This is a genomic window from Endozoicomonas sp. ALC013, from assembly GCF_049310205.1.
GTDB lineage: Bacteria > Pseudomonadota > Gammaproteobacteria > Pseudomonadales > Endozoicomonadaceae > Endozoicomonas.
Genome location: NZ_JBLYNS010000026.1, coordinates 1 through 25,766 on the forward strand (window position 1 = coordinate 1; position 25,766 = coordinate 25,766).

The window sequence follows — 25,766 nt, forward strand, 5'->3', positions numbered from 1 at the left end:
TCGATTTCATATGGTTAGCTACTTAAAGCTGGTGTGCTTTTCAACCATTTGCTGGAGTAGCACCGGACGTCCCGATAATGCCACTGTAGAAATCAGTGAGCACCTGTCTGGTTTCCTCCATCGGATATAATGTTTGCGGGTCCGATGCGATGATGGGTGACAGCAGCTGATGCGTTTCTTTATCAAAGTACCTTCCCGGCCTGCCACTCTCTGTCCAGTAAACTTGATCCGAGAGATTGCGTGAACCGAATCTACGGTTATCCTTATCAATATACTGCACAATATCACTCAGAAAACGCTTGGTCATGATGGTATCCGGAATCAACTTTGACTCTACCCAATAGCAGATACTCAGTTGCTGTGTCAGATCTGCTCCCCATGTAACAGGGCATGTCTTCAGCTTACTTTCCTGATCAGATAAAGCATAATGGATCAACCGCCGGGAAACAGAACTATAGTTTTCATTCCATCTACGGGGGTGCGTTGCCAGCAGAAATAATAAAACGGACAACTCTTCATATTTCATTGAATAGCTACACGATAACTGGTCATCCAGTGCTTTTATGTGGTTGTTGTAACTGCCGAAGCGATGGCTGTTGCGGTTTATGTGATCTGTAAATGACACCATCAAATGACTGATTCTCTCCATGGTTCCGGTATTGCGAGTATGTATTGCGTCAAGCCAGATTTCCCTCACCAGACGGAAAAAGACCGGATAATCCAGGTACGCGTTGCGACTGATTACCGGAAAATCTGCCGGCAGATTTCTAATCAGGGCCTGATACTTTGGGGCACTCTCTTTGAAAGCACGTCGAAAGTCATCATCAGAATAATCCTTGAAATCCCCGGGATCAAAACATGCCCAAAGATCAGGGTGAACCTGTGGATGAAGACCATCGTATTGATCGTCAGGACTGTTGCAAACCTGCATGGCAGACCTGAAATCACACAAAATATCAACACCTCTGCCAACTTTCAAAACTGGCCACCCATAGCGAATATAGATTGCTGACTCCTTCAGCGACTCTGGCCACTGGCTGACCATCTCAGCCACTTTTTGCCGGTCTGGCCACGCAGCGGAGAAATGTTGGTTAAATTCGCAATCCACACGTTTTTTAAGTGACTGGGCGAAATTCATAACCTGACCTGCCAGACGGAGCTTGGCATTAGTGCCGGGAGTGTTGTCGACTGCCGCATCAAGGCTGTTCAGTGTGCTGGTTATATCAACACGTCTGTCTGTCAGCTCCTGAAGAATGCGATCTACCGTCAGTGGTTCGGTTGACCGCTGCTGCAATGTTTTTTCTGCGGCGCAGATATCCTGGTCAGAATACCCCTGCCGCTGCAATTGCAGACGCTCAGATAATGCAAGGGTAGCGTGCCGTGCGTCAAAGCTGGCTACTTCAGCAGAGGCGGCTTGCTGATCTGGCGACAACGGTAATTGATCGGCTGTGACAACAGGTTGTGAAGTGGATGGTAATGGTGACCAAGTGGGATAAGTCATAAGTAAACACCGGATAATTAAACTTTTGGTTTACGTTCAGGACTGCCAGGAGTGAACGTTATCTTTGGCAGCTCAGACGTTTTCAGGCCTAAATCACGCTCCCCCAGTGAAAACTGCCTCACTGATAAAAATTCTTTCTGTCGTTTATCAAGAACTTTATTACTACTAAGACTACGCCCCAGCTTGACATGGGATTTCAATTTAGTCACCACACTCATCATGCCCTTTGTCAGCGGGCTTTTATGTTTTTCTGCCAGAAAAATCTGGTCAAAAATACTTCTCACTGATGGTGATTCAGTTATCCACCATATCCGTGAAGTCTCCAGCACTTCAGCAAACTCTTTCAGCAGTTTTTTTTCATTCGTTGTCAGTGGCTCAACATTGCTGTCATCCCGGAAAAAATGCACCCTGTCTTGCAAGCTGCTCAATCTTTTTATGTTCCTTCCACAAATGTCAGTCATCAGCTTCTTCATGACCGGCTGATACAAATGATAGTCTGCGGACTTTAATGCTACACCATATTTCGTATTACCGGTTGAGCTGCACGCTGCTGGACGCTCTATATTAACGAATGGTTTATTACCGTAATCACTTTGGCTACCCTGGCCTGCAACGTCGGCTAAAGGAACCTTCTCTGAAAAGCTCCAAACCTTTTCAGGCACCAGCCACCGGGCACTTTCTGTCGCTTTTGCCCGCCGGTCACTGCCAGTTTTTTCCCCGGCTACTAATTCCTGCAAGTCCAGCGTTCCCGGAATAAATTGACTATCAACCCGCAACATAACATGGTGAGTGTGGTCCTCTTTTTTCACAAAAAGCCTGGCTGGTGACGCCAATAACCATTGGTTAAGCTTCTGCCAGCAGCCCTTCAGTTGTGACAGTCTCCTTTTCAACTCAGCGATGGAGCCCAGTGTGGGCTCTCTCAAATCAAAGGGGTGCGTCATATCCGGTAAATCCAAACCACTGATTGACGATGGGGCAGGCATTACCTCATTGCATTGACTCATGTACTTTAATAAATATGACCAGCTTGAAGCCAGCTTATAAACTACACAACATCTCTCATCTTGCTTTGAAGTATATTTATCGGGTGTTGAACCCTCACTGACCTTCGGCCCTGCCTGCTCATACACTTTATTTTCAAAGTAGTTTTTACAGGTAAGCAAATCCCTGACCAGTATTGCATAAGATGATCGGCACGCAATCATATTACCAATGAATGAGCGGACTAACAGTTTTGGTAATTTTTTCTTGTTCGCTATTAATTTCTCCACCCAGGAATCAAGATAGTTGAGATCAAGCAAAGCCTGATCTATGAAATTCAGAAATGTTTCATTCCCTGTTGCCAAAATTTCTTCACTGCTTAACCGCTCACAGATCAATCGGGACAAGGTAAAACATTCTTTTTCACTAAGGTATTGTGGCGGTTCGACTTTACAATCATCTGCGCAATCTTCCCTGGCAACCCGTCTTTCCGGGTAGGCATTTTTAACTCTGGAATATCTGCTGCCTAACAACTTTTTACAGGTTTCTTCTCCCCCACGAAGATTATCTGTTGAGCGCACCCGAAGAAGAGAAACTGCTGCTGGTTTTGCATCCTGCACATGATCACCGGGCAGACGCAGGTAGTCTATTACTCTAGCTGTAACACCAAATTCCAAAATATTTCGCCTTCTGAATAGCAGATCAATTAAGGCGATGTAGATTTAAAAAACATGAAAAAGTTCAGAAAAAAGAGGCATGAACCATTATTTATGAAGTGGTCTAATGACTCTGCCCCCCCATCTGAGAAGGTTCAGGCCACCCCTGGAGATTCCTGAATGTTAATCTCCATGCCATATCACTGCCAACAGTCAGGCACCAATAAAATCAAAAAACTCCTGTAAATTAGCGGGCAGGTTGCCTGATGGTCGGCGCAAGATCCCGTGTTCGTCATTAAACAACGAAATATATGCCATGATTTGCAGAACAGGTAGCTTAAAAACCAACTGATTCAGTTCTTCAACCGATTTTGGTTCGGGTATGGGACCAGCATGATCCTCACAATATTTTCCCCAGAAGTAATAGACAGCAAGCCGGAAAACCCGGTTATCTTCAAACATGTCACCGAAAGCTTTGTTATCATCCAATAGTTTGGCACCATAACTGAGCAGCAGTACCAACCGTGATAATTTGTCGGTCTCCCGTAAACTATAGTCACCACTGCCCATGGATGTAAAACTGGGACGAACACGGAATAAATTCGGGTCCGCCCCATGTTTCAGTAACAGCAAAACTGTTTCCAGAGAACCGAAATTCAGAGCATAAAATAACGGTGGCTCATCGCAGCTATCGCGCTGGTTCAGGTTAAACCCCTGATCTATCAGTTCAACAATTTTGTCATTCGACCCATTGGCAATCCATCTGTAGATATCGTCTCTCTCCTCGAATGGATCCTCAGGATATCGATACCACCAAATTATCGGCCCTGTGTCACTTGTATCTCTCGAAGCATCACGTTTTACTGATTCCGAATGATCTGAGCATTCAACGTTTCGCTCTCTCAAAGTGCTACCGGCAAACTGGTGGTACTGCTGAGTACTCAACAGAGAATTAACCGAAGCCTCAGTTGGCAATGTTTCAGAGGTTTCTGGTAGAGACTGGGGGAAATCTGGCCGGACAGCCAAGTGATGATTGATCATGCTTGAATACTCTGAGTTGGCCAGCGTTTGTTTCGTGCTACAATTTTTCGACAACATTAACAACGTAAAAGTTCTTGAAAATAATTCTGGGACTTGACAGCCTGGCGGAGGCAAAGGGACAGAACTGCCTTTTCTTAGTAAAAAAAGGTCGATGTAATTCAAACCGTTCTTACCATGACTATTACACTGGCTATTATCTCCTCCCCATTAACGGTTTAGAAATCGGCAATGGTTACACGACAAAGACAAATCAAGTAGTTGGCCAAATGGAATCGTATGTTTCTGGCTAAGTGGGCAGTTACTATGCAAGGAACAACGCAGGAGCAGTTGCCGGGAGTGGCTGTCCACTTATTCAGAAAATAGGATTTCATTTGGTTAACTACTTAAACGTCACTGACTTATCTGTTCTATTCCTATAGTTATCTGTTCTATTCCTATAGATAGATGTTTGCTCTGTAACGACAGTGAATTGATATCACTGCAAACAACTTTGTTATAAGGTACTGATTTGATACGGCAATCGCACGTCCCCCCAACAAGCACTGCCATCGACCCGCAAACTGTGGCAACCCCGCCCACAGAACCGGAGGGTCGATGGAGAGGGCTGGGTGTGACCATCCAATCCGGGGGTATTGCACTTCTCCAGTCGTTGAACCCTTTCTCTGATCTATCCAATTCCAGCCCACCGGTACCAGGCTTCGTAAGCCCTGCTGCCGACATGGATCCTCAGGGCCTTGATGGCCAGGCCAGTAATTTCCTGCAGTACACCGCACTGGCAGGACGGGCAATATCTGGCTATACCGGCCTGCCCTCAGAAATCATTAGTCTGCTGAGCAATCTTGCCAACCTTTCGGTTGCTGCCCGGTTTGCCAGGGATCAGTTTAACGCGTTCACAGCCCGTGCCGGTTTGCTACCCGAACCTGACACGCAAAGAGAGAATACGCCGGAAAACGCTAAAGAAAAAACCGGAAAAGCCCCCCGGAACCCACGACCACAGCCCGATAACCCCGTGACCACGACACTCCGGGCAGGCCAGCTGCCAAACATGCCTCTGGCACTGGGCGCTCTGGCCAGCCTTTCCTTGGCAGGCGCGTCAACAGCATCCGGCCCTGACACCCCGGTTGAAGTGGCGGATGCCGAAACTCTGGGCAAGGTCTGCCATACAGAGAAATATTCATGCAGTAAAAAATATCGGCTGATTAAGGATATTGACGGTAGCCAGCTGACTCAGCCCATTGGCAATAAAACCCATCCATTTACCGGCGAGTTGGACGGCGGTGGTCATATGATCCGCAGCCTCTCGCACTGCCTGGTAGGAGAGTTGGCCGAGAGCGGTCGTATTGATCGCCTGGGCTTTAGTGGTACCAGTATACGGTCAAACGATCCAGCCGGGGTAGCAGCCTGTGAAATGTCAGGTAATGCCACGATCAGCAATATTCAGGTTGAAGGTGCTGACATCACCACTAACGATGCACCCGCAGCTATTGGCGTTGGCAAGATTAATGGTGGAGGAACTGTGACCAATACGACTGCAGTGAATTGCACGGTAAAAAGTTCCGGAGCCAAGTCACACTCCGGTATTGGTGCGGGATATCAGTTTAAAGGCGCTGTTATCAACACAGCTGCGTTAAAATGTCATGTGGAAACAGCAGGAAAGTACGCAAGTGCTGGTATTGGTGCGGGATATTCGGAGGAAGGAATGGTTACCAACACAATTGCGGTGAACTGCCATGTTAAAACATTGAGAAGACGTGCAGATGCGGGTATTGGGGTGGGATATCTTGAGCAAGGAACGGTTACCGACACGACAGCAGTAAACTGTACAGTCGCAACCGCCAATGATAATGCAGATGCCGGGATTGGGGCGGGAACGTCGAATAATAAAGGTACTGTTAGACACACGACAGCCGTGAACTGCAACGTGACAACCGCCACAGGCGTTGCATATGCCGGTATCGGGGTGGGACATCATGAAGACAGCGATGTTTCCGACACGACGGCAATCAACTGCCGGGTGGAAACCTCTGGCAAACATGCATATGCCGGTATTGGTGCGGGAGGCGCAAATGCAGGGACTGTCACCAAAACGACCGCAGTGAACTGTCATATTGGCACAAAACGGGCCGGTGTCGGTATTCTCGTAGGACTTAACGTTAATCCAAAAAATATCGCCAACACTGTGGTGGTTAACAGCACCTTTAACAGTGCAGGTAAAGATGCCTCTGTGAATAAAAATGCAGGAGATGATTCTGTTATTTGTAATGTCCGCATTAATGGTGAGCAACAGGACAATGACCCTGAGTGTCGTGACTGGCTGGATCATAAATTCTGTGCAGGTATTGACCCCCGCCTGGTAACACAGAATTGTCAGGCCGCTAATTACAGTCTTACCACATTAAACAGTACTAATGCCCTGCTAACGCCCTTAATCACAGAGACGGGGGCCAGGGTATCGAGCACCAACATGACCTTTTCCGATACGGGTTCTGCCACAATTACAAAGCCCCAAACAACTGTGGCCACGGCATCCGACATGACCTTTGCCAGCCCGGGCGCTACCAAATTTGCCACACCATCACCGCTAGCGGAGTCTCTAAGTACTACTGTCATAACTTATATCACCCTGGGCGTCGCTCTGGGCACCGTAATTTTTATCCTGACCGGTGTTACCGGTGTGTGCGTCTACCGCTATTTCCGCCAAAGATCATCGACTAATGCTGACCGTAACCGTGAGGAACCCATACCGGAGTCCCCCGATATGCCCCGGGTTGAGAGAGAGCTATCTACTCCCCCCCGGAACCATCACCAACCGCAACTGTTGTCAGTCAGTCAGGCAAACTCAAGACCGCTGCCTGTTCTTCCCTGGAACCATTATCAACCATTGTTAGTCAGGCAAGGGGACATGAGACGGCTGTCAACTTCTCCCGAAAGCCATTATCAATCGTTGTCAGCCATTCAGGAGAACATGGGGACAGGGGGCAGAAGCTCTATTGCGACGAACGCTGAAGAAGAACCTGACCCGAAAAGTCCTGACAGCCCTGTGTACCATGTACTGACCGAGCATCAATACTGCGGCCATGACCAACCAGTGATGATGGAGCTGACAGATATGACAAAAGCCACTAACTCCATGGCAAGCGCAGGCAAAGAACCGGAGCCTGAACCGCAAAGCCCTGACAGCCCTGTGAACCATGTGCTGACCGGGTATGAATCCGATGACCATGACGAACCGGTGATGATAGAGATGACGGATATGACAACGGTCAATAACCCCATGGCGAGCACAGACCAGGAACCGGAGCAACAACGTCCTGATAGCCCTGATTAAAACCAATGGCTACAGATATCTGCATTTCCATAATATTTTCTGGCAATCATATCTCTACCTGCAGAAACCGGAATTACTGGCTATCTTATGTCCATATTGGTTTGTCAGGAGGTTCAAGTGTCCAGAGTCATTCAATTATGTCTTATTGGCATGATTGCCGTTTTCGTAACCGTCCAGTCATGCCTTGGTGGGGCAGAAACCAACGACAAAAGCAAACCGGTCCTTGCAGAAATAACTTCACCAAAACCGCACGGGGATTCGTCACTATCTGAAGCAGATAAAGAAGCGCTTAAATCTACTGTTCTTGAGATGGTTCGAAACCTGAACACGTTTGACTTTGACGAATTCGCCAGTTTCTTTGCTGAAGACGCATTAAAACTGTTAAAGCATCAGGTGCAACGCTATCACTCAAGTCATTTGTTTCAAATTATTTTTCCTGAAGGACGGGCAAAAGCCAATGAACTGAGTCCACAGGATTTTTATGTGCGAATTATTTCCAAATCAAAATTTAATGTGGGTATTTCCCGGGCCTACGAAATTAATGTGCCCCCCAGGTTTCGTATGCGGGCAGATGATGATGGAGAGATTGTAACCGTACTAACTATCTTCCCGGAGTCATACTCCGGCTATCAGACCAGAAGCGAAGTGTTCACCTTCAGGAAAGCGGGAAACCAATGGGTTCCGGAGGTTCCTGACTTTATTCTCAGCGACTTTAAATATGACCTGACCCGAAACTTTGCCAGCCCGCGCACGTTCTACCCGCTCTATCCGGTCATGGATACTTTCAATATTATGATGGGTTACTTCAAGCCTTCGAGTTAACCCGGAAGACGAGATTCACGGAAATATTGTTCCTCGTCTCTGTAATCGCAATTCCTTCCGTGTGGCCTCGGGCAAAGGCAAAACTCTCGGATCACGTCCATTGAGATGTTTCCCAATGGCACGTAAGCTGGCACCTTTGAGCGACAGCGGTGTGGTTTTCGGGTTTATCTTATATTTACGGATAACCTTCCTGACCAAATTTCTGGTCAGCTTTTTATCCGCACGAGCGCCACACCTGAGCAGTTCAAAGGCAATATCAACCCGCTTTTTCCAGGCAGCTAACTCAAGGGGAGCTATCCTGTCGCCATCGACGCTATTAACATCCGCATGATAATCCAACAGCAAGTTCACACTCCTTAAACCTCCGGTGTGCACCGCAATAGCCAGAGGGGTGGTCAAGCCGGTTGACTTGCCATTAACGTCCGCACCGGACTCCAGCAACAGCTTCGCGATCTTGATATCCCCCAATCTCACCGCTTTGTATAGTGGCGTTTCGTAGCCCGAGCTTCTGCTATTAGTGTCGGCCCCATGCTGCAGAAGTAGCTTTACGGCATTGATATGCCTATGGTAGACAGCCCAAAACAACGGGGTGTAGCGTCCCTTGGTCTTGGCGTCAGGATTCGCACCGTGTTTTAGCAATACCTTCATGACCTTAATACTGATAGGCTTTTCTTGAAGGATAGAGTTCAACGGCGTTTTGACACCAACGGCATGATCGTCAGGGTTTGCCCCATGCTCCAGCAGCAATTCCAGAATCTTGATACGACGATGGTTCACAGCCGTTTTCAACGGGGAATCCTGATATTTCAAATAGCATTCTTTGCGAATGTTCACGCCTTTATGCAGTAGCCGTTCAACTTCATTGCGGCGTCCGGATCTGACAGCCATGACCAGGTCCAGCTTGTCCCGAACCGTAATTTTACGTTTCCCATGTCCGGTCGGTGTCTGGTAATGGGGACTGGTATCTTGTTGTTTGCTGGCCTGGTCAACAGTGTCGGAGAGGGGAGATTGGCTTGCCGGTGTTTCAATCCTGAGAGCTGGCGTATTGCTGATACTGTTCATGATGTCTGCTCTTCATCAGGGACATCATTAAAATATAGGGCTTACGCATTGATCTGATACACCATTTGCATGAAAACTGTATATTGGACCTGTTGACGTTTAGTTGCGAGCTGAGTAACAAAACGTCAACAGGCTCCCGGGAAAAGTGATGACTGCCAGAACAAACTTTAGCCAGAAGAACGATCACTGTGGCCCGGAACCGGTTCAATCACCAGGCTGCCTTCGCGGATATCAAATTGAATCTGCCCATCAGCATTATGTCTGGCAAGTGATTCGATGGTGGCCGCCAGTTCCGGGGTTTTGACCAACGAGATTAATGGCATCCCGGCCAGCTCTTTGAGCAATGCCTTCTGAAAGCTGTCCACGATCATGGTTTTGAACAATGCCACTTCCAGGTCGATCTGAGCCTCCATAAACGCTATCTCAGTAAAATAAATGGCCTCATCTTCCCTGGAATATCTCAGCTGGGTGAAGCCGGTAATTTGCACCGGCAGTTTTTCCGTGACCATCCCCCCAAAGATATCCGCATCCACCTTGCCATCGATATGGAACATCAGGGGCTTGCCATCCCCCTGAAGAAAAATTTGCGGCGTGTCCAGATAGAGCTGCACCGTCATCATCGGCAGCATATCCAGATTGCGAATCTGTGGTGACAGAAAGCCTTTATCTACCAGCTGCTGAAACTGCTGCTGGCTGTAAACCTCCCGGTCATTTCCTGCACAGCCCCCCAGGAGAATAACTGCCAGAGCGCAGAAAACGTTAGCGAGCCAGAATCTGGTTGGCCCTGGCAACCGCCTGTCCCCGGTTGGAAGCCAGTGCATCTGCCCAACGGGTGGTTTCCGGCAACCGGAAGCGGGTAAGACATGATTCAACATAATGCACCGCCGTGTTCAACGATATTCTATGGCCAATACTGATGTACAGTGGGCGGGTTGCGCTTCGGGTGCGCAGCACACTGCCAATCACTTCATTATTATCCCGCAGTTCAACCCTGGCCCCTTTCTGCTCTGGCAGGGTATCACTGTTTCCACATAGTCGGCTCTTGGCAACCCCAATGGCGGGCAGCCCGGTGAGCACACCAACGTGACAGGCAACGCCAAAGCGCCGTGGATGGGCAACTCCCTGACCATCACACAGCAACAGATCAGGCGTTATCCGCAACTGGCCAAGCGCTGCCAGAATCGCCGGGCATTCCCTGAACGACAGCAACCCGGGGATATAGGGCATCCGGGTCGGCACTTTGGCAATGGTGTAATCCAGCAGCTCCAGAGCGGGAAAAGCCAGAACCGCAACGGCGGCACGGGTTACCCGCCCGTTATCCTCAAAGCCCACATCAACACCGGCAACACGGGTAATTTCAGGCAGGTCATCCTGTTGGATCACCTGACTGGCCAGTGTCGTTTGCATGGATATGGCTTCGGCATAGGACAAGTCCCAGCGAAGGTCAGCAAAGTCAGACACTCAACCCATTCCTTAACGGAAGACGAAGGGTCACTTCAAGACCCGGGTGGGCATTGCGGGCAGCAATGGAGCCGTTATGTTGTGATACTGCAGTACTGGCGATCGCCATGCCAAGACCCGTTCCATCATTTTCCTTACCCCGGGTTTCATCCACCCGGAAGAAGGGTTCAAACAGATCGTCAAGGGTCTCTTCAGGCACCCCCGGCCCATAATCACGAATACGAATCAGTGCCACATCATTTTCCCGAAACAGTCGCACCTCAACTTCCGAACCTTCCGGAGTGAAACGGATCGCATTCCTGATGATGTTTTCCACCGCACTGGAAAGAAACTCTCGCACAACCACCAGCTCAATTTTAGCGGTCTCTTTCAATACCACGGCCTTGTCACGGGCCTGGGCTTCAAAGTTACCATCGTCCACCAGCTTTTTCAGCATACCTTCGAGAGCCAGTTTCTCGCAGGTCATATTGGCCATATTATGCTGAATACGGGAAAAGTGGATGATCTGCCCGATCAACTGATCCAGGCGTTCTATCTCCCGTTCGATGCGTGCGTGCTCTGCCTCGGCATCCGGCGTTTTCCGTCTGGCCAGCGCCAGAGAGATCTGCAACCGGGTTAACGGCGACCTTAACTCATGGGAGACATCCCGCAACAACCGTTCTTTACTGAACACCAGAGACCCGACCTGCTCCGCCATGTGGTCAAAATCCCTGGCCAACTCACCCAGTTCATCCCGGCGTCTGGCAACCTTGCCGCCCACCCGGGCACTCAGGTTGCCACGGGCCAGCTTTCTGGAGGCCCGCTGCAAGTTCCGAATCGGCCCCACCAGGTAGCGGGCCAGAACCACACAGAGAAAGAAGCTGACACCCAACGCCAGAATAATAAGATGCCACTGACGTGCAATAACCTGCTGCACCCGCCAGTGCACCAGCATTGGCATCTCCTTGGTGAGGTACAGTTCGTAGGGGGCATCATTCAGGGTAATTCGCTGTGGGCCGACCACCACCACCCCTCGGCGAAAGGTAATGGTCGGATCGCTGAGGTTCCGGGTTTTATTGTAGGCAGAAATCAACTCTTCAGAGATCGACGCACTGCCCAGAATATTGCCCTCAGTATCGAACAGGTAGTAACCACTGCCGGGGAACCGGGGAATGGGTAAGTGCACGGAAGTACGGGAAAGCAGCTCCATTTTGCGGGCCGCTATTTCCAGCTCACGAAACAGCGCCCGCCGCTCGGACAGAAAGTCCGATGGGTCCACGGTGATGGCAAAGGCCAGAAACAGCGTCACCAGCATGGCAATCATGGTCAGCCAGAACCACAGAAAAATCTTCCAGAAGACACTGTGCCATGGCCAGACCACCAGCCCGGGGATTTTAACTCGCACTGGCAACCCCATCAGCCCGGAAGAATATAAAAGTAACCAGATCCACGCACGGTTTTTATCCTTGGATTGCCGTCAGGCCGGGTACCAATCTTTTTGCGCACATTACTCACATGCATATCAATGGCCCGATCATACAGTGTCAACTTACGGTTAAGGGCGATCTGGGTCAGGTCATCCCGGGAAATCAGTTCACCGGCCTTTTCAATCAGCGTTTTCAGCACCAGAAATTCAGTGGCGGTCAACTCCAGTGGTTCACCGGCAATGGCGGCCTCACGGTTGGCCAGATTCAGGGCAATATCATCAATCTGCAGGGTTCGGCTGGTCCCTTCCGGAATCAATGGTGTGCGACCACGGCGCAGAATAGCCTTGATTCTGGCCACCAGTTCACGGTGGTTGTAAGGCTTGGGCAAATAATCATCCGCGCCAATTTCCAGACCGATAATCCGATCCACATCATCGCCACGGGCAGTCAGCATCAGAACCGGGATGTCCGATTGCTGGCGTATCTGCTTCAGGGCATCAAAACCGTTCAGCTTCGGCAAAGTGACATCCAGCAGCACCAGGTCATGCATCCCGGACAGAGCGGCATCAACCCCGGCTTCACCATCATGAACCGCAGAGACCGTAAACCCTTCTGTGGCCAGATATTCCACCAGCAATTCACAGAGCTCGATATCATCATCAATCAGCAACAGCCTGGCACTGGTTTTGCCTGTACTTATAGAGTGACTCATAGCATGTGCTCCATAAAAAAAATACCCCGCCTTGGGGGAAAGCGGGGTTAAAGGTACAGCTCGTAAAGTAACTGATGGTATGGCCAGTCTCCCCCCCGCCCGGGTTTTCTGGCTGCCTCTGCTCATTGATTTAATAAAGAGGCTTGCCAAAAGCGCGGGACATCATATCATTCATCAAACATCAATGCTTAGTGAAACAGCGGCAAGACAACACATCAGCCCCAAACAGTGACGACTTTGATCACTGTTTCTGAATCTCGAATTCAGTGTATTGACTTGCATCTCAATCGGGTCAATAGATCCGGTAAAAGCAGTGTAAAGCCCTGACTTATTCCATTTTAAACAGTAAAGGATTCGCCAATAGTGGTTTTCCACATAGCTCTGGATGGATGAACCTCGTACTATCCGTCACAGTACATAACCCTGTATAGTGTTCGGCGCTTTGCACGGGGCATTTCCCTATATAAAGCCAAAGGCACACTCCCTTCCCCTGAAGTCATACAGGTTAATACTTAAGACCGCCAATACCTTCTTCCCCTAACAGGTTATGACGTTTGCAAAGACAAATAAGTGGCAGGTATTTTGCTGAATGCAAACAGTACGGAGCTATCAATGATCGCTAACATCACTGATCGTAAACTCGGAAAATGGCTTCCGATAGGCGCTTTAGCCACCTCTATTTTCCTTCTGGCCGGTTGCTCGGAGGAGCAGCAGCCGCAACATCAAATGCCGCCACCCGGTGTATCGGTTTTCAGTGTAATCGATCAGGAAGTAGGCGACTATTATGAATACATTGGCCGTTCAGAAGCGATCAATGAGGTAGACATCCGTGCTCGTGTAGAAGGCTTTCTGGTCAAAAGAAACTTTACGGAAGGCGGTATGGTTGAACAGGGCCAGCTGCTTTACGAAATTGACCGGGCACCATTTGAAGCCGCCCTCAAAGGTGCCGAGGCCCAGCTGGCAAGCAACAAAGCTTCCCTTATCAACGCCCGGAAAAACCTTGAGCGTAGCCGGGATCTGGTAAAACGGGGAGCGATCAGTCAGGCTGACTACGATAATAAAACCAGCTCGGAAGCCCAGGCGGTGGCCGCAGTGGAAGCAGCAGAAGCCAATCTGGAAACAGCCCGGTTGAATCTTGGCTACACGCAAATTTCCGCACCCTTCAAAGGGGAAATTGGCAAATCAACCTACAGTGTTGGCAATCTGGTGGGTCCCACCAGCCAGCCTCTGGCTACGCTGACCAGCATGGATCCAATCTATGTTACCTTTCAGGTGGATGAACGACAGCTGATCAGCCATCTGGCCGAACACCCCGGAGCCAGAACGGCGCAGGAAGCCAGCGTTGAGGTCGAAGAAAAAGGCAGGTTCAAACTCTCTCTCAGACTGCCCAATGGCACTGAATACGACCAGCCAGGCACCTTCAGTTTTGCCGACACCCAGATCGATGAAACCATGGGTACCCTGACCCTGCGAGCCACCTTCCCGAACCCTCAGGGTATTATTCTGCCGGGCCTCTACGTCACGCTGCAGGCAGAAAGCCATCAGAAAATGCCCATGCCCCTGATTCCCCAGGCCGCAGTTCAGCAGGATCAGTCCGGCTATTTTGTCCTGGTTGTCACGCCGGAAAATGTCGTTGAAACCCGACAGGTGGAAGTCGGTCGTCGTATCAATGCCATGTGGGCCGTAACCTCAGGCCTTAAGCAAGGTGAACAGATTATCGTTCAGGGCCTGCAGAAAGTGCGCCCGGGCGGCACAGTATCGCCAACCCTGGTTAATGTAGACCCAACCACCGGTACGCTTTCATCACCCGCTTCCGCCAAGCCACAGGAGCAGGATATCTGAGATGATCAGCCAGTTTTTTATTAACCGGCCCAAGTTCGCATTCGTCATCTCGATTGTGATCACCATGGTCGGTCTGATCTCGCTGACAACACTGCCAGTGAGTATGTTCCCGGAAATCACGCCGCCCCAGGTAACCATCAACGCCACCTACCCGGGTGCCGATGCAGAAACCCTGGAGTCTGCGGTTATGCGCCCCATTGAAGAGCAGGTTAACGGGGTTGAAGGGATGATTTATATGGACTCCAAAGCCTACAATAATGGCAGTGTGTCCATCACCGTCACCTTTGATTCCGGCACCGACCAGGACATCGCCATGGTCAACGTGCAAAACCGGGTCGCCGCTGCCGAACCGGGTTTGCCTGAACAGGTGCGCCGACTGGGCATCAATGTACGAAAACAGTCGTCCAATATGCTGCTCGGGGTTAACCTGGTGTCGGAATCCGGCAAGTTTGATCAGGTCTACCTGAGCAACTACGCCAGTAACTACCTGTTAGACCCAATGACCCGTATCAATGGCGTAGCGCAGGCCCAGGTGATGGGTGCCATGACCTACAGTATGCGCGTCTGGCTGAACCCCAGCCGGATGGCGGCACTGGGTGTCACCACTTCCGACGTCAGTCATGCCATTAATGAGCAGAATGCCATTGTTCCCGCCGGACAACTGGGACAATCCCCCAATCAGCCGGATCAACAATTTACCTATACGATTCGTACCCGGGAACAGCTGGAATCCCCTGACGCTTTTGGCAATATCATTATCCGGGCAAATCCGGATGGCTCTTTTGTCCGCATTAAAGATATTGCCAAAGTGGAACTTGGTTCCCAGAACTATCAGGGTGATGCACGGCTGAACAAACAACCCACGGCATTCCTGGTTGTTTACCAGCAACCGGATGCCAATGCCATGGACGTGGCCAAAGGCGTAAAAGCCCGGATGGAAGAGCTGAAGAAGAACTTCCCCGCAGGCATGGACTATACCATCAAGTTTGACACCACAGAGTTTATCTCCGAGTCCATCAATGAGGTGGTCAAAACACTGTTTGAAGCCGTACTTCTGGTTATCCTGGTGGTCTTCCTGTTCCTTCAGAACTGGCGCGCAACGCTAATTCCCGCCATCGCTATCCCGGTGTCGTTGATTGGTACCTTTGCGGTCATGCAGGTACTGGGGTTCTCCATCAATACCATCAGCCTGTTTGGCCTGGTGCTGGCCATCGGTGTGGTGGTAGACGATGCCATTGTCGTGATTGAAAACGTTGAACGACTGATCACCAAAGAAGGCATGGCACCGAAAGAGGCCACCCGCCAGGCGATGAAAGAGGTATCCGGCCCCATTGTTGCCACCACCATGGTACTGCTGGCGGTTTTTGTACCCGTGGCATTTATGCCGGGCATTACCGGAGGCCTCTATACCCAGTTTGCCGTGACCATTTCTGTCGCGGTACTGATCTCCTCGGTCAACGCGCTCACCTTAAGCCCCGCACTGTGCTCAGTGTTACTGAAAAAAGGCAGTCTTGACCAGATTGTCTGGCTGAAGCCGGTAGACACCCTGATTCACAAATTGACCGGGGGTTACCAGGGCTGGGTAAAACTTTTACTGCGCCGTTCCATTCTGGGTGTTGGTCTTCTGGCGGTGATGCTGGGCAGTACCGGCTTTATGTTTACCACCACACCCGGCGGCTTCGTCCCCGGTGAAGACCAGGGCTTCTTTGCGGTCAACATTCAGCTACCGGATGCGGCTTCACTGAATCGCACCCAGGAATTAATGGGGGGCATCACCGACCAGATTCGCTCTGAAAAAGGGGTGGATAGCGTTATCACCATTTCCGGCTTTAGTATCTTCAGCGGTGCCAGCAGTAATGCGGCCATGGCCATTGTCGTACTGGATGACTGGTCAGAGAGACAGAGCCCTGAGCTGCATCAGGATGCCATTTTGCAAAGAACCCAGGCTAAATTGTGGTCGCTGCAAGAAGCACAGGTCATGGCTTTTGCCTTCCCACCCATTCCGGGTCTTGGGTCATCCGGTGGCTTTGACTTCCGGCTGCAAGACACCATGGGACGCTCACCCCAAGAGCTAAGCCAGGTCATGAATGGCCTGATTTACCAGGCCAACCAGCAGCCGGAACTCGCCCGGGTGTTCTCAACCTGGCAGGCCAATGTGCCGCAATACCTGCTGGAAGTGGATCGTCAGAAAGCCAAGGCCCAGGATGTATCGTTATCCGAGATTTTCATGACGCTGCAAACCCAGCTGGGCTCACTGTACGTGAATAACTTCACCCTGTTTGGCCAGAACTATCAGGTCAACCTGCAGGCTGAAAGTGCTGACCGGGCCGGACCGGCTGACCTCAGCAAGTTCTATGTCCGTAACAGTCAGGGACAAATGGTGCCATTGACCACGGTTGCTTCCCTGAAACCCGTGCTGGGCCCAAGCAGTATCGGTCATTACAACCTGTATCAATCCGCCAGCATCAGTGGTCAGGCTGCTCCGGGTTACAGCTCCGGTGACGCCATTGCGGCAATGGCCCGACTGGCTGAGAACCTTCCCCAGGGGTATACCTATTCCTGGTCAGGTCAGTCTTTACAGGAAATCGAAGCAGGAAACCTGGCACCCATCCTGTTTGCGCTTTGCTTCCTGTTTGCCTACCTGTTCCTGGTCGCCCAATACGAAAGCTGGACCATGCCACTGGCCATCATCAGTGCCGTGCCTATTGCTACCTTTGGTGCCTTTGTGGGAATCAATATCATGCGACAGTGGAATCCGGTGCTGGCCAATGACATCTATGCCCAGATCGGGATGGTGCTGTTAATTGGTATCGCGGCAAAAACGGCGATTCTGATCGTGGAATTTGCCATGGTTCAACGTCGGGAAGGCAACAGTATTTTTGACTCAGCCATTAATGCCGCTGGCCTGCGCTTCCGTGCTGTACTGATGACTGCACTGTCTTTTATTCTCGGGGTAATGCCGCTGGTGCTTGCCACTGGCGCTGGTGCCGCCAGCCGACAGATCATCGGTATCACGGTGAGCTCCGGTATGTTGGCGGCCACTATCTTTGGCACTCTGCTGATTCCAGTGTTTTATTTACTGTTGCAAAGGGTGCGTGAGCATTTTGATCCTGACAAGGCAAATAGTTAATTGAACCAGAAGATGCTGTGTACAATCTCCGTTCACCGGGAATCGAAGGGTGATTGGCACAGTGTTCAACGGTTACCCATACCGTTCGTCCTGAGCCTGTCGAAGACCGGAAACTCCGGACTCTGATAGATCGTGCCAAGTACCCTTCGACTCCGCTCAGGGTGAACGGAGATCGTACACGTCAAACTCATTAAAACCAGGTACCAGATCGCTGGCTGGTTATTCATAACGGTATTTATAAAGCACTACTGTTATGAGGCATCAGTGGATCGGCCAGCTCATCAACCGTCAGGTTCAATGAGTTTTTCGGAATGGCTCCTGGCTTGATGGTTGCTGTGCCATCCTCTCTAATTAGCCATTGCTGCCCACCAGCCCTGACCGACAGAGGTCTGTGCAATGCCTCGGCCATCAATGTCAGTGGATGTCTGTCGGGCAGCGCACTGCCTGGCAACCAGTCCTCCAGAGTAAAGTTTGACCAGCATTCAGGCCCGTAGCAACTGCCTGCTAATTGCGCCCGTTGAACCTCCTCTCTGACAAGCGCAGCTGCCACCTCTGGATCATCATTGGCAGCGCGTGAGGAATCATCATCACCGCCAGCCTCCCATTGCTCACAGTCTGCCAGTCTGGAAATACGATGCCTGTCTATATCCTCCCCGGTTTTTTCCAGTGTCATTTTCAACGGGTTTACCTGCCTTTTCAGTTCACCCCAGGCCTCTTGCAATTGTGACAGATTGAAGGTGTCCATTTGTGATTGATCTTGCCGATCTTGTACAGGTTTTTTTCGACCTTTTGGCAACTTGTTGTTTCTTTTCAAAAACTGGAACCGTTCACTCCAGATGCTTTTAATCTCATCAAAAGCGGCTTCAATCTCACTAACCAGCCCTACCTCTATCCCGACACGCTCATGCAAAGATGCCAGCTCATCCAGAAATTCCCTGTCCAGCCCATCAGTCCGAAGAATTAATCCCGACAAGGTGCTCAGCGCATCATTGACATTATCAAGCCAACCACAAATCTTCGTTATATCAGTAACGTCCTGCATGGCCTTTTTGAATTCCATACCCAAAGTGGGCGACGGCGTCAAACCTGCTCGTATTAACTGCCCATAGGAATAAATAAAGGACGTATGAGTGATAATCCGGTCAAATTCTTTATTCATTTTTCTATCAAGCATATCAGCAAGAGCGAAATAAGACTCAGCCTTAACCACAGGCGTACTCTCGGGATCATCAACCACTGATTGAATCATTGCCTTGACCTCAGCCATTGGTCGATCAGCAATAAACGCCTTTACCGCATCCTGCACCCCCTGTGGCAAAGGTGTTTCCCGTGGTGGGGTTGGTGAATCTTGTCGGGCTGTCGACTGAGCTGCGGGTACAGGTGCTTTTGGCTGCACCGGTTTCCGGTAACCATAGCCCCTGGTCATTTTTCGTTTAAGCTTCCCCCTGATCTCCGATTTTTTCCTGGCTTTCTCAGATTCTTCTTCACTGATCAGACTGTTTATTTGCATGGCGGATTCTTCTGCTTTCAGGGCATGCATCAGTAAAATATCTCTGCAGGGCCCTTCTATGAATCGTTGAAAACAGTCATCAAGATTTGCACACTCAGCTTTAGACAGGGAAAACGTCTGCTTAAATTTTTCCATCGCGTCTTTAAACGACTTTTTGGTTGTTTCGATATGTATAAGTTTTTGATTGTCAATGTCTGACAAGTTGATGCAAACCAGGCACGCTAATGCCTTCGATGCAAGATAAAACAACCATTCGATATCGTCCATTTCAGCATTTATGCCATCAATTTTGCCATCAATCAGGTTAATAAACTTGCTTAACAGCCTGAGTGCTGTGGCAAATTCGCCAATACACAGTGAAGCACTGATCATTTGTATCACTTGGGGAATTTCATAGCAATCGAACAGGTCTGGGTCTGGTTTGTCCGACGCTGAATTTAACCAATTGCTGAAACCTTTAACAGCAGAAGCTGATCCTCGATTCAGGTCTGCTTTTTCTTTCAAATGTGGATAGTGATTGACAGCATCATCCAGGGTTTTTATCAGAGACAAACCGACAGTGTCACTGACACTGGATATCAGGTCAATATACCGATTATGCATATCCACATCCTTGCTAAGCAGACCATCAGGCTTGATCGGGATCTGGCTATTCAAATCGGCCATACTGTCACAGACATTCAGAAACTCCATGGATTGTGACATGAAGACCTGCCAGTGCTGTGACAAACGATCACCATTGAGAGCATTCGACTGAAACAGCTGGACCAAATCACTGATGTTTTGTCCATACTTATTTGCGAGACGTTCGATTTGGTTTTCGTCTGGCTCATCACCACAACGCAATGACGACACAAAGTGTAAATCTAACACTGTTTTGGATACAGGTTTGAAACGTTTGTGGCACAGAGCGAAGTATTCTTGTTTCAAAAGAAACAACTGATCTCTAAGCAATTCACGATTTTCTTTTGCAAATGTTCGGTCACTCGATTTTCTACCAACCTTTTTTCTTTCATTCGTCACCATTTCCTCAAAAAGAGCAACATCCTCTCGAAAATGCTCCATAATCTCGAGATCTTTCATTGACTTAGGTGTAAAGCCAGCAAAGTCATAGGAAAACTCCATATTTCGGAGGGTCTTGACACTAAAAGGCATTAATTCATCAAAATTTTTTACTTCGGAAAATTTTTTATGACGGACAACCTTTCTCTTAGCCAGTCCTTTACCACCCTTTTTTTCAACAGGGTCTTCCACCGGTATTTTTTTTCTGCTTTCAATAACATTCGGACCGACGGAGTCAATGGTCTTGCTGGCATTATTGTCTTTGGCTGCTGCCGGAAATTGCTTTTCAAAAGTAACCACGCCAGGTGCACTGCCAGCAGAAGGCTTTATATTTTCCATAACCATTACCTTTTATAATCGCGAATATTTCTTAATATTGACAACGTAAAGCCTTTTTTGTTCCCTATCGATGTAACCTGACCCGGGCCAGATCAAAAATGAGGCGTTATCACGGAGAAAAAATAAGGACTTAATGATACCTGTCGGCGACATTTACTGGAGCGGTTATTCATAACGGTGTTTAGAAAGCACGACTGTTAAGTAGCTGGCCATATGGAATCATATATTTCTGGCTACTTATGTATGAGGCGTCAGTGGATCGGCCAGCTCTTCAACCGTCAGGTTCAGTGAATTTTTCGGAATGGCTCCGGGCTTGATGGTTGCTGTGCCATCTTCGCCAATTAACCATTGCTGCCCACCCGCCCTGACCGACAGAGGTCTGTGCAATGCCTCGGCGATCAGTGTCAATGGATGCCTTTCAGGCAGGGCACTGCCTGGCAACCAGTCCTCCAGGGTAAAGTTTGACCAGTATTCAGGCCCATAGCAACTGCCTGCTAACTGCGCCCGTTGAACCTCCTGCCTGACAAGCGCAGAAGGCACCTCTGGGTCATCATTGGCAGCAAGTGAGGAATCTTCATTGGCAGCAAGTGAGGAATCATCATTGGCAGCAAGTGAGGAATCATCATCACCGCCAGCCTCCCATTGCTCACAGTCTGCCAGTCTGGAAATACGATGCCTGTCTATATCCTCCCCGGTTTTTTCCAGTGTTATTTTCAACGGGTTTACCTGCCTTGTCAGTTTACCCCAGACCTCTAGCAATTTTGGCAGATCGAAGGTGGCCATTTGCGATTGATCTTGCCGATCTTGTACAGGTTTTCTTCGACCCTTTGGCAGCTTGTTGTTTCTTTTCAAAAACTGGAACCGGTCACTCCAGATGCTTTTTATCTCATCAAAAGTGGCTTCAATCTCACTAACCAGCCCTACCTCTGCCCTGAGACGCTCATGCAAAGATGCCAGCTCATCCAGAAAATCCCTGTCCAGCCCATCAGTACGAAGAATTAATCCCGACAAGGTGCTCAGCGCATCATTGACACTATCAAGCCAACCACAAATCTTCGTTATATCAGTAACGTCCTGAATGGCCTTTTTGAATGCCACACCCAAAGCGGACGACGGCATCACACCTGCTCGTATTAACTGCCCATAGGAATAAATGAAGGACGTTTGAGAGATAATCCGGTTGAATTCTCTATTCATTTTTCTGTCAAGCATATCAGCGAGAGCGAAATAAGACTCAGCCTTAACCACAGGCGTACTCTCGGGATCATCAACCACTGATTGAATCATTGCCGTGACCTCAGCCATTGGTCGATCAGCAATAAACGCTTTTACTGCATCCTGCACCCCCTGTGGCAAAGATGTTTCCCTTGGTGGGGTTTGTGAATCTTGCCGGGCTGTCGACTGGGCAGCGGGTACAGGTGCTTTTAACTCCACCGGTTTCTGGTAACCATAGCCCCTGGCCATTTTTCGTTTCAGCTTCCCCCTGATCTCCCGCTTTTCCCTGGTTTTCCCAGATTCTTCTCCACTGATCAGACGGCTTATTTGCCTGGCAGATTCTTGTCCCCTCAGGGCGTGCATCAATAAAACGTCTCTGCAGGGTCCTTCTACGAATCTTTGAAAACACTCATCGAGTTCTGAGCACTCAGCTGCAGACAGGGAAAACATCTGCTCAGCCTTTTGCATTACCTCTTTTAACAACTTTTTGATTGTTTCGATATTTTTAAGTTCATCATTGCCAATGTCTGGCAATTTGATGCAAACCAGGCACGATAACGCCTTCGAGGCGAGATAAAACAACCATTCGGTATCGTCCAGGTCAGCATTTATGCCATCAATTTTGCCATCAATCAATTTGATGAACCCGCTTAACAGCTTGCGCGCTGAGACAAATTCGCCAATACACAGTGAAGCACTGATCATTTGTATCACCTGGGGAATTTCATAGCACTTGAACAGGTCTGAATTGTTTGATTCTGAATTTAACCATTTGCTCAATCCTGTAACATCAGAACCCAACCCACGATGCAGGTCATCTTTGTCCTCTAGCTGTGCATAGTGATTAACAGCATCGTCCAGGATTATGATCAGAGACAAACTGACAGTTGTACAGAGACGGGATGCTGAGTCGGGAAACCCTTTAAATTTTTCCTGATGATGTTTCGGGAGTTGTTGATGCATAGTGGCCAGATCGGCACAGACATTCAGAAATTCCATGGATTGTGACATAAAAACCTGCCAGTGCTGTGCCAGACGATCACTACAGACAGCGTTCCAGTATAACTCCATGCCAAGATCACCGACGCATTGGCAATACTTACTGGTGAGACGTTTGACTTTTTGGTGCATGGCGGGCTCATCACCAAGACGCAATGACGATACCATCTGTAACACTAACACTATCCCGGATACAGGCTTGTAGCGTTGGAAGCACAAAATAAAGTACTTATGTTTCAAATTAAACAGCTGCTCTCTGAGGCATTCATAGCTTTGTCTTGCGCTTGTTCGGTCACCGCCTATTTTACGCAGCTTCGGTCTTTCATCACTCACCATCTTGTCAAAACGAGCAATATCCGCTCGAAAAGACTCCATCATCTTGAGATCTTCCGTTGACTTTGGTGTAAAGCCTGCAAGATCGTAGGAAAACTCCTTATGTTTGAGATTCTCAAGATAAAAAGACATTAATTCCGAATAACTTTTTACCCTGGATGGTTCTTCATGGAGGTTAACCTTTCTTTCAGTCAGGCTTTTCTCCGGTATTTTTTTAGCAGAGTATTCCACCGGAGCATTTTTTCTGCTTTTGATAGTATTCGAACTGCAGGGTATCCCGGCCAAAGAACCGCCGGAGCCAATGGTCTTGCTGGCATGATTGGCTATGGCTGCTGCCGGTAATTGATTTTCACCACTTACCACGCCAGGTACACTGACAACAGAAGGCTGTACATTGTCCATAACCAATACCCCTTTAGAATCGCGGATATCTCTCAATACGGACAACGTAAAGCCTTTTTTGTTCCATCTCTGTGCAACCTGACCCAGGCCAGATCAACAACGAACAGTTATATACGCCTCAAATCACTGAGAAAAAAGTCCTTAAATAATTCCGACATTTAGAACTCACTCTCCGTTCATCCTGAGCGGAGTCGAAGGGTGCCTGGCACAATCTATCATGCCTCGGAGTTAACGCCCTTCGACAGCCTCAGGACGAACGGAGTTCGGAGGCTCCGAAATGTGTAAATTATTCAAGGACTATTCCTTAACCTCCCGGTGGCGGCCTTTGTTACCGGCTTTTTTTATCGGCTTTTTTATCAATTGAGAAAAGCAGCCTGTCCCTGTGAACTATCACGTCATACAATGGACCTCATAATAACGTGTATGGAGTTCAACGATGACCACTGCTTATGAGAATCTGGTGAGCCGATTCCAGCAGATGTATCACCTTTCCCATCTGGGAGCTATCGCTGGCTGGGACCAGGCCGCCATGATGCCTGTCGGCGGCAATCAGGCCCGTGGTGCAGCGCTGGCGGAATTGAACACCCTTCTGCATAAGCTGCTGACGGCACCTGAAGTGGCAGCCTGGCTGCAAGAAGCACAGGCTCAGGAAACCAACCCGGACACCATCCGCTCCATTAGAGAGATGGCGGTTGAATGGCAACAGGCCAGTGCCATTCCTGATGATCTGGTGAAAGCCAAAACCATTGCATCCACAAACTGTGAACATGCCTGGCGCAGCCAGCGGCCTGCAAATGACTGGCCGGGTTTTGCCAGGAATCTGAAAGAGGTGGTTAACCTTTCCCGCCAGGAAGCGGCTGTTCGGGCAGAAAAAAGCCATGTTTCCCCTTACAACGCCCTGTTGGAGCTTTATGAACCCGGCGTCAATACCCGGGAGCTTGACCAGCTGTTTGGTGACCTGAAAACCTGGCTGCCTGGCTATATTCAGGATGCCCTGGATCGCCAGTCTTCGGTGAGCATCATTCAGCCTGAAGGCCCCTTCCCGATCGACAGGCAAAAGGCGCTGGGACTGGAGGTGATGCAGCTGCTCGGCTTTGATTTTGACCATGGCCGATTGGACGTAAGTACTCACCCATTTTGTGGTGGTGTCAGCGAAGATGTCCGGATGACTACCCGCTATAAAGAAGATAATTTTGTAGAAGCATTGATGGGCATCATCCATGAAACCGGCCATGCCCGCTACCAGCAAAATCTGCCGGAACAGAACCGTGAACTCCCCATTGCCCTCCCCCGCTCCATGGGAATCCATGAAGGACAAAGCCTGTTCTTTGAAATGCAGCTGGGCCGCAGCAGCGAATTCCTGTCGCTGATCCAGCCGTTGATCGTCAAACACCTCTGCGCTGGCACGTCACAGCCCGCCATGGCACTGGATAATCTGGAAAAAATCTACAAACGGGTTCGTCCGGGCTTTATCCGGGTTGATGCGGATGAGATCACCTACCCGGCTCATATTATTTTGCGCTATGAAATCGAGCGAGACCTGATTGAAGGGAACATCGAGGTGGGTGATATCCCCGAACTCTGGCAGCAGAAAATGCAGGATTACCTGGGCCTGGATGTAGCCGGTGATCACAAGAATGGCTGCATGCAGGATATTCACTGGCCCATGGGGTCGTTCGGCTACTTCCCGAGCTACACCCTTGGAGCCATGGTCGCAGCCCAGCTGTTTGCCGCCCGGAAAAAAACCATGCCGGATATTGCAGAGCTGATTCAACAGGGTAACCTTTCACCCATTTTTGACTGGTTGAAAAACAACATCTGGTCACAGGGACGACAGTATTCCACGGCAGAACTGATGACCAGGGCGACCGGCGAGCCATTAACGGCCAGTTATTTCCAACAACACCTGAAAGAAAGGTATCTTGGCTGACAGGCCCTGATAAATAGCATTTTCATCAATAGCA

General features: G+C 49.4%; 15 protein-coding genes. 5 read left to right on the plus strand and 10 right to left on the minus strand.

Translation table 11 applies throughout. The features are described from left to right. Nucleotides 1–40: 40 nt before the first annotated feature. The 3 genes from ACO6V1_RS07360 to ACO6V1_RS07370 form a co-directional block, all read right to left on the minus strand. A complete protein-coding gene (locus tag ACO6V1_RS07360; RefSeq protein ID WP_422466337.1) occupies nt 41–1,501 on the minus strand; it encodes a hypothetical protein in 1,461 nt (486 codons plus the stop codon). Nucleotides 1,502–1,518: 17 nt separating this feature from the next. After that, the gene (locus tag ACO6V1_RS07365; protein ID WP_422449173.1) at nt 1,519–3,159 is read right to left on the minus strand and encodes a hypothetical protein; all 1,641 of its coding nucleotides are present in this window, start codon (nt 3,157–3,159) and stop codon (nt 1,519–1,521) included. A gap of 192 nt (nt 3,160–3,351) precedes the next feature. Continuing rightward, entirely contained in the window at nt 3,352–4,341 is a 990-nt protein-coding gene (locus ACO6V1_RS07370; protein ID WP_422449175.1) for an ankyrin repeat domain-containing protein, read from the minus strand. Between the two features lie 346 nt (nt 4,342–4,687). On the opposite strand from ACO6V1_RS07370, the gene ACO6V1_RS07375 reads away from it, so the two are divergent. Both ACO6V1_RS07375 and ACO6V1_RS07380 read left to right on the plus strand, forming a co-directional pair. Continuing rightward, on the plus strand, nt 4,688–7,507 hold the full coding sequence (locus tag ACO6V1_RS07375; protein ID WP_422449177.1) for a hypothetical protein: 2,820 nt from the start codon (nt 4,688–4,690) through the stop codon (nt 7,505–7,507). A gap of 117 nt (nt 7,508–7,624) precedes the next feature. Beyond that, nucleotides 7,625–8,329, plus strand: coding sequence for a hypothetical protein (locus ACO6V1_RS07380; RefSeq protein WP_422459402.1), 705 nt, complete (start codon nt 7,625–7,627; stop codon nt 8,327–8,329). 15 nt (nt 8,330–8,344) lie between these two features. Here the strand turns inward: ACO6V1_RS07380 and ACO6V1_RS07385 are convergent, their stop codons facing one another. The 5 genes from ACO6V1_RS07385 to ACO6V1_RS07405 all read right to left on the minus strand — a co-directional run bounded on the left by ACO6V1_RS07385 (nt 8,345) and on the right by ACO6V1_RS07405 (nt 12,970). After that, nucleotides 8,345–9,391, minus strand: coding sequence for an ankyrin repeat domain-containing protein (locus ACO6V1_RS07385; protein WP_422449180.1), 1,047 nt, complete (start codon nt 9,389–9,391; stop codon nt 8,345–8,347). A gap of 167 nt (nt 9,392–9,558) precedes the next feature. Then, on the minus strand, nt 9,559–10,182 hold the full coding sequence (locus tag ACO6V1_RS07390; protein ID WP_422449182.1) for a hypothetical protein: 624 nt from the start codon (nt 10,180–10,182) through the stop codon (nt 9,559–9,561). Continuing rightward, nucleotides 10,151–10,852, minus strand: a complete 702-nt coding sequence (gene nfi, locus ACO6V1_RS07395) for a deoxyribonuclease V (RefSeq protein WP_422466339.1) — start codon at nt 10,850–10,852, stop codon at nt 10,151–10,153. The genes ACO6V1_RS07390 and nfi overlap by 32 nt, the downstream gene beginning before the upstream one ends. Continuing rightward, a complete protein-coding gene (locus ACO6V1_RS07400) occupies nt 10,845–12,236 on the minus strand; it encodes an ATP-binding protein (protein WP_422449186.1) in 1,392 nt (463 codons plus the stop codon). The genes nfi and ACO6V1_RS07400 overlap by 8 nt, the downstream gene beginning before the upstream one ends. An 11-nt stretch (nt 12,237–12,247) precedes the next feature. Continuing rightward, nucleotides 12,248–12,970 carry a response regulator gene (locus tag ACO6V1_RS07405; protein ID WP_422449188.1) on the minus strand — a complete coding sequence of 241 codons (723 nt, stop codon included), beginning with the start codon at nt 12,968–12,970 and terminating at the stop codon, nt 12,248–12,250. A 612-nt stretch (nt 12,971–13,582) separates the two neighbouring features. On the opposite strand from ACO6V1_RS07405, the gene ACO6V1_RS07410 reads away from it, so the two are divergent. Continuing rightward, on the plus strand, nt 13,583–14,812 hold the full coding sequence (locus tag ACO6V1_RS07410) for an efflux RND transporter periplasmic adaptor subunit (RefSeq protein ID WP_422466341.1): 1,230 nt from the start codon (nt 13,583–13,585) through the stop codon (nt 14,810–14,812). A 1-nt stretch (nt 14,813) separates the two neighbouring features. Next, nucleotides 14,814–17,942, plus strand: a complete 3,129-nt coding sequence (locus tag ACO6V1_RS07415) for an efflux RND transporter permease subunit (protein WP_422466343.1) — start codon at nt 14,814–14,816, stop codon at nt 17,940–17,942. Between the two features lie 235 nt (nt 17,943–18,177). Here ACO6V1_RS07415 and ACO6V1_RS07420 read toward each other — a convergent pair whose 3' ends face one another. Together ACO6V1_RS07420 and ACO6V1_RS07425 are read right to left on the minus strand one after the other, a co-directional pair. Further along, nucleotides 18,178–20,853 (minus strand): hypothetical protein, encoded by a 2,676-nt coding sequence (locus tag ACO6V1_RS07420; RefSeq protein WP_422466345.1) that lies wholly within the window; start codon nt 20,851–20,853, stop codon nt 18,178–18,180. Between the two features lie 237 nt (nt 20,854–21,090). Further along, nucleotides 21,091–23,802 carry a hypothetical protein gene (locus tag ACO6V1_RS07425; RefSeq protein ID WP_422466347.1) on the minus strand — a complete coding sequence of 904 codons (2,712 nt, stop codon included), beginning with the start codon at nt 23,800–23,802 and terminating at the stop codon, nt 21,091–21,093. Nucleotides 23,803–24,238: 436 nt separating this feature from the next. On the opposite strand from ACO6V1_RS07425, the gene ACO6V1_RS07430 reads away from it, so the two are divergent. Further along, nucleotides 24,239–25,732, plus strand: a complete 1,494-nt coding sequence (locus ACO6V1_RS07430) for a carboxypeptidase M32 (RefSeq protein ID WP_422449198.1) — start codon at nt 24,239–24,241, stop codon at nt 25,730–25,732. The last annotated feature ends 34 nt before the right edge of the window (nt 25,733–25,766 follow it).

Excerpts from the sequence above, each read along its gene's own strand:
- ACO6V1_RS07360 (WP_422466337.1), bottom strand. The coding sequence starts at position 1,501 with ATGACTTATCCCACTTGGTCACCATTACCATCCACTTCACAACCTGTT.
- ACO6V1_RS07385 (WP_422449180.1), bottom strand. The coding sequence starts at position 9,391 with ATGAACAGTATCAGCAATACGCCAGCTCTCAGGATTGAAACACCGGCA.
- ACO6V1_RS07405 (WP_422449188.1), bottom strand. The coding sequence starts at position 12,970 with ATGAGTCACTCTATAAGTACAGGCAAAACCAGTGCCAGGCTGTTGCTG.
- ACO6V1_RS07410 (WP_422466341.1), top strand. The coding sequence starts at position 13,583 with ATGATCGCTAACATCACTGATCGTAAACTCGGAAAATGGCTTCCGATA.
- ACO6V1_RS07415 (WP_422466343.1), top strand. The coding sequence starts at position 14,814 with ATGATCAGCCAGTTTTTTATTAACCGGCCCAAGTTCGCATTCGTCATC.
- ACO6V1_RS07420 (WP_422466345.1), bottom strand. The coding sequence starts at position 20,853 with ATGGAAAATATAAAGCCTTCTGCTGGCAGTGCACCTGGCGTGGTTACT.
- ACO6V1_RS07425 (WP_422466347.1), bottom strand. The coding sequence starts at position 23,802 with ATGGACAATGTACAGCCTTCTGTTGTCAGTGTACCTGGCGTGGTAAGT.
- ACO6V1_RS07430 (WP_422449198.1), top strand. The coding sequence starts at position 24,239 with ATGACCACTGCTTATGAGAATCTGGTGAGCCGATTCCAGCAGATGTAT.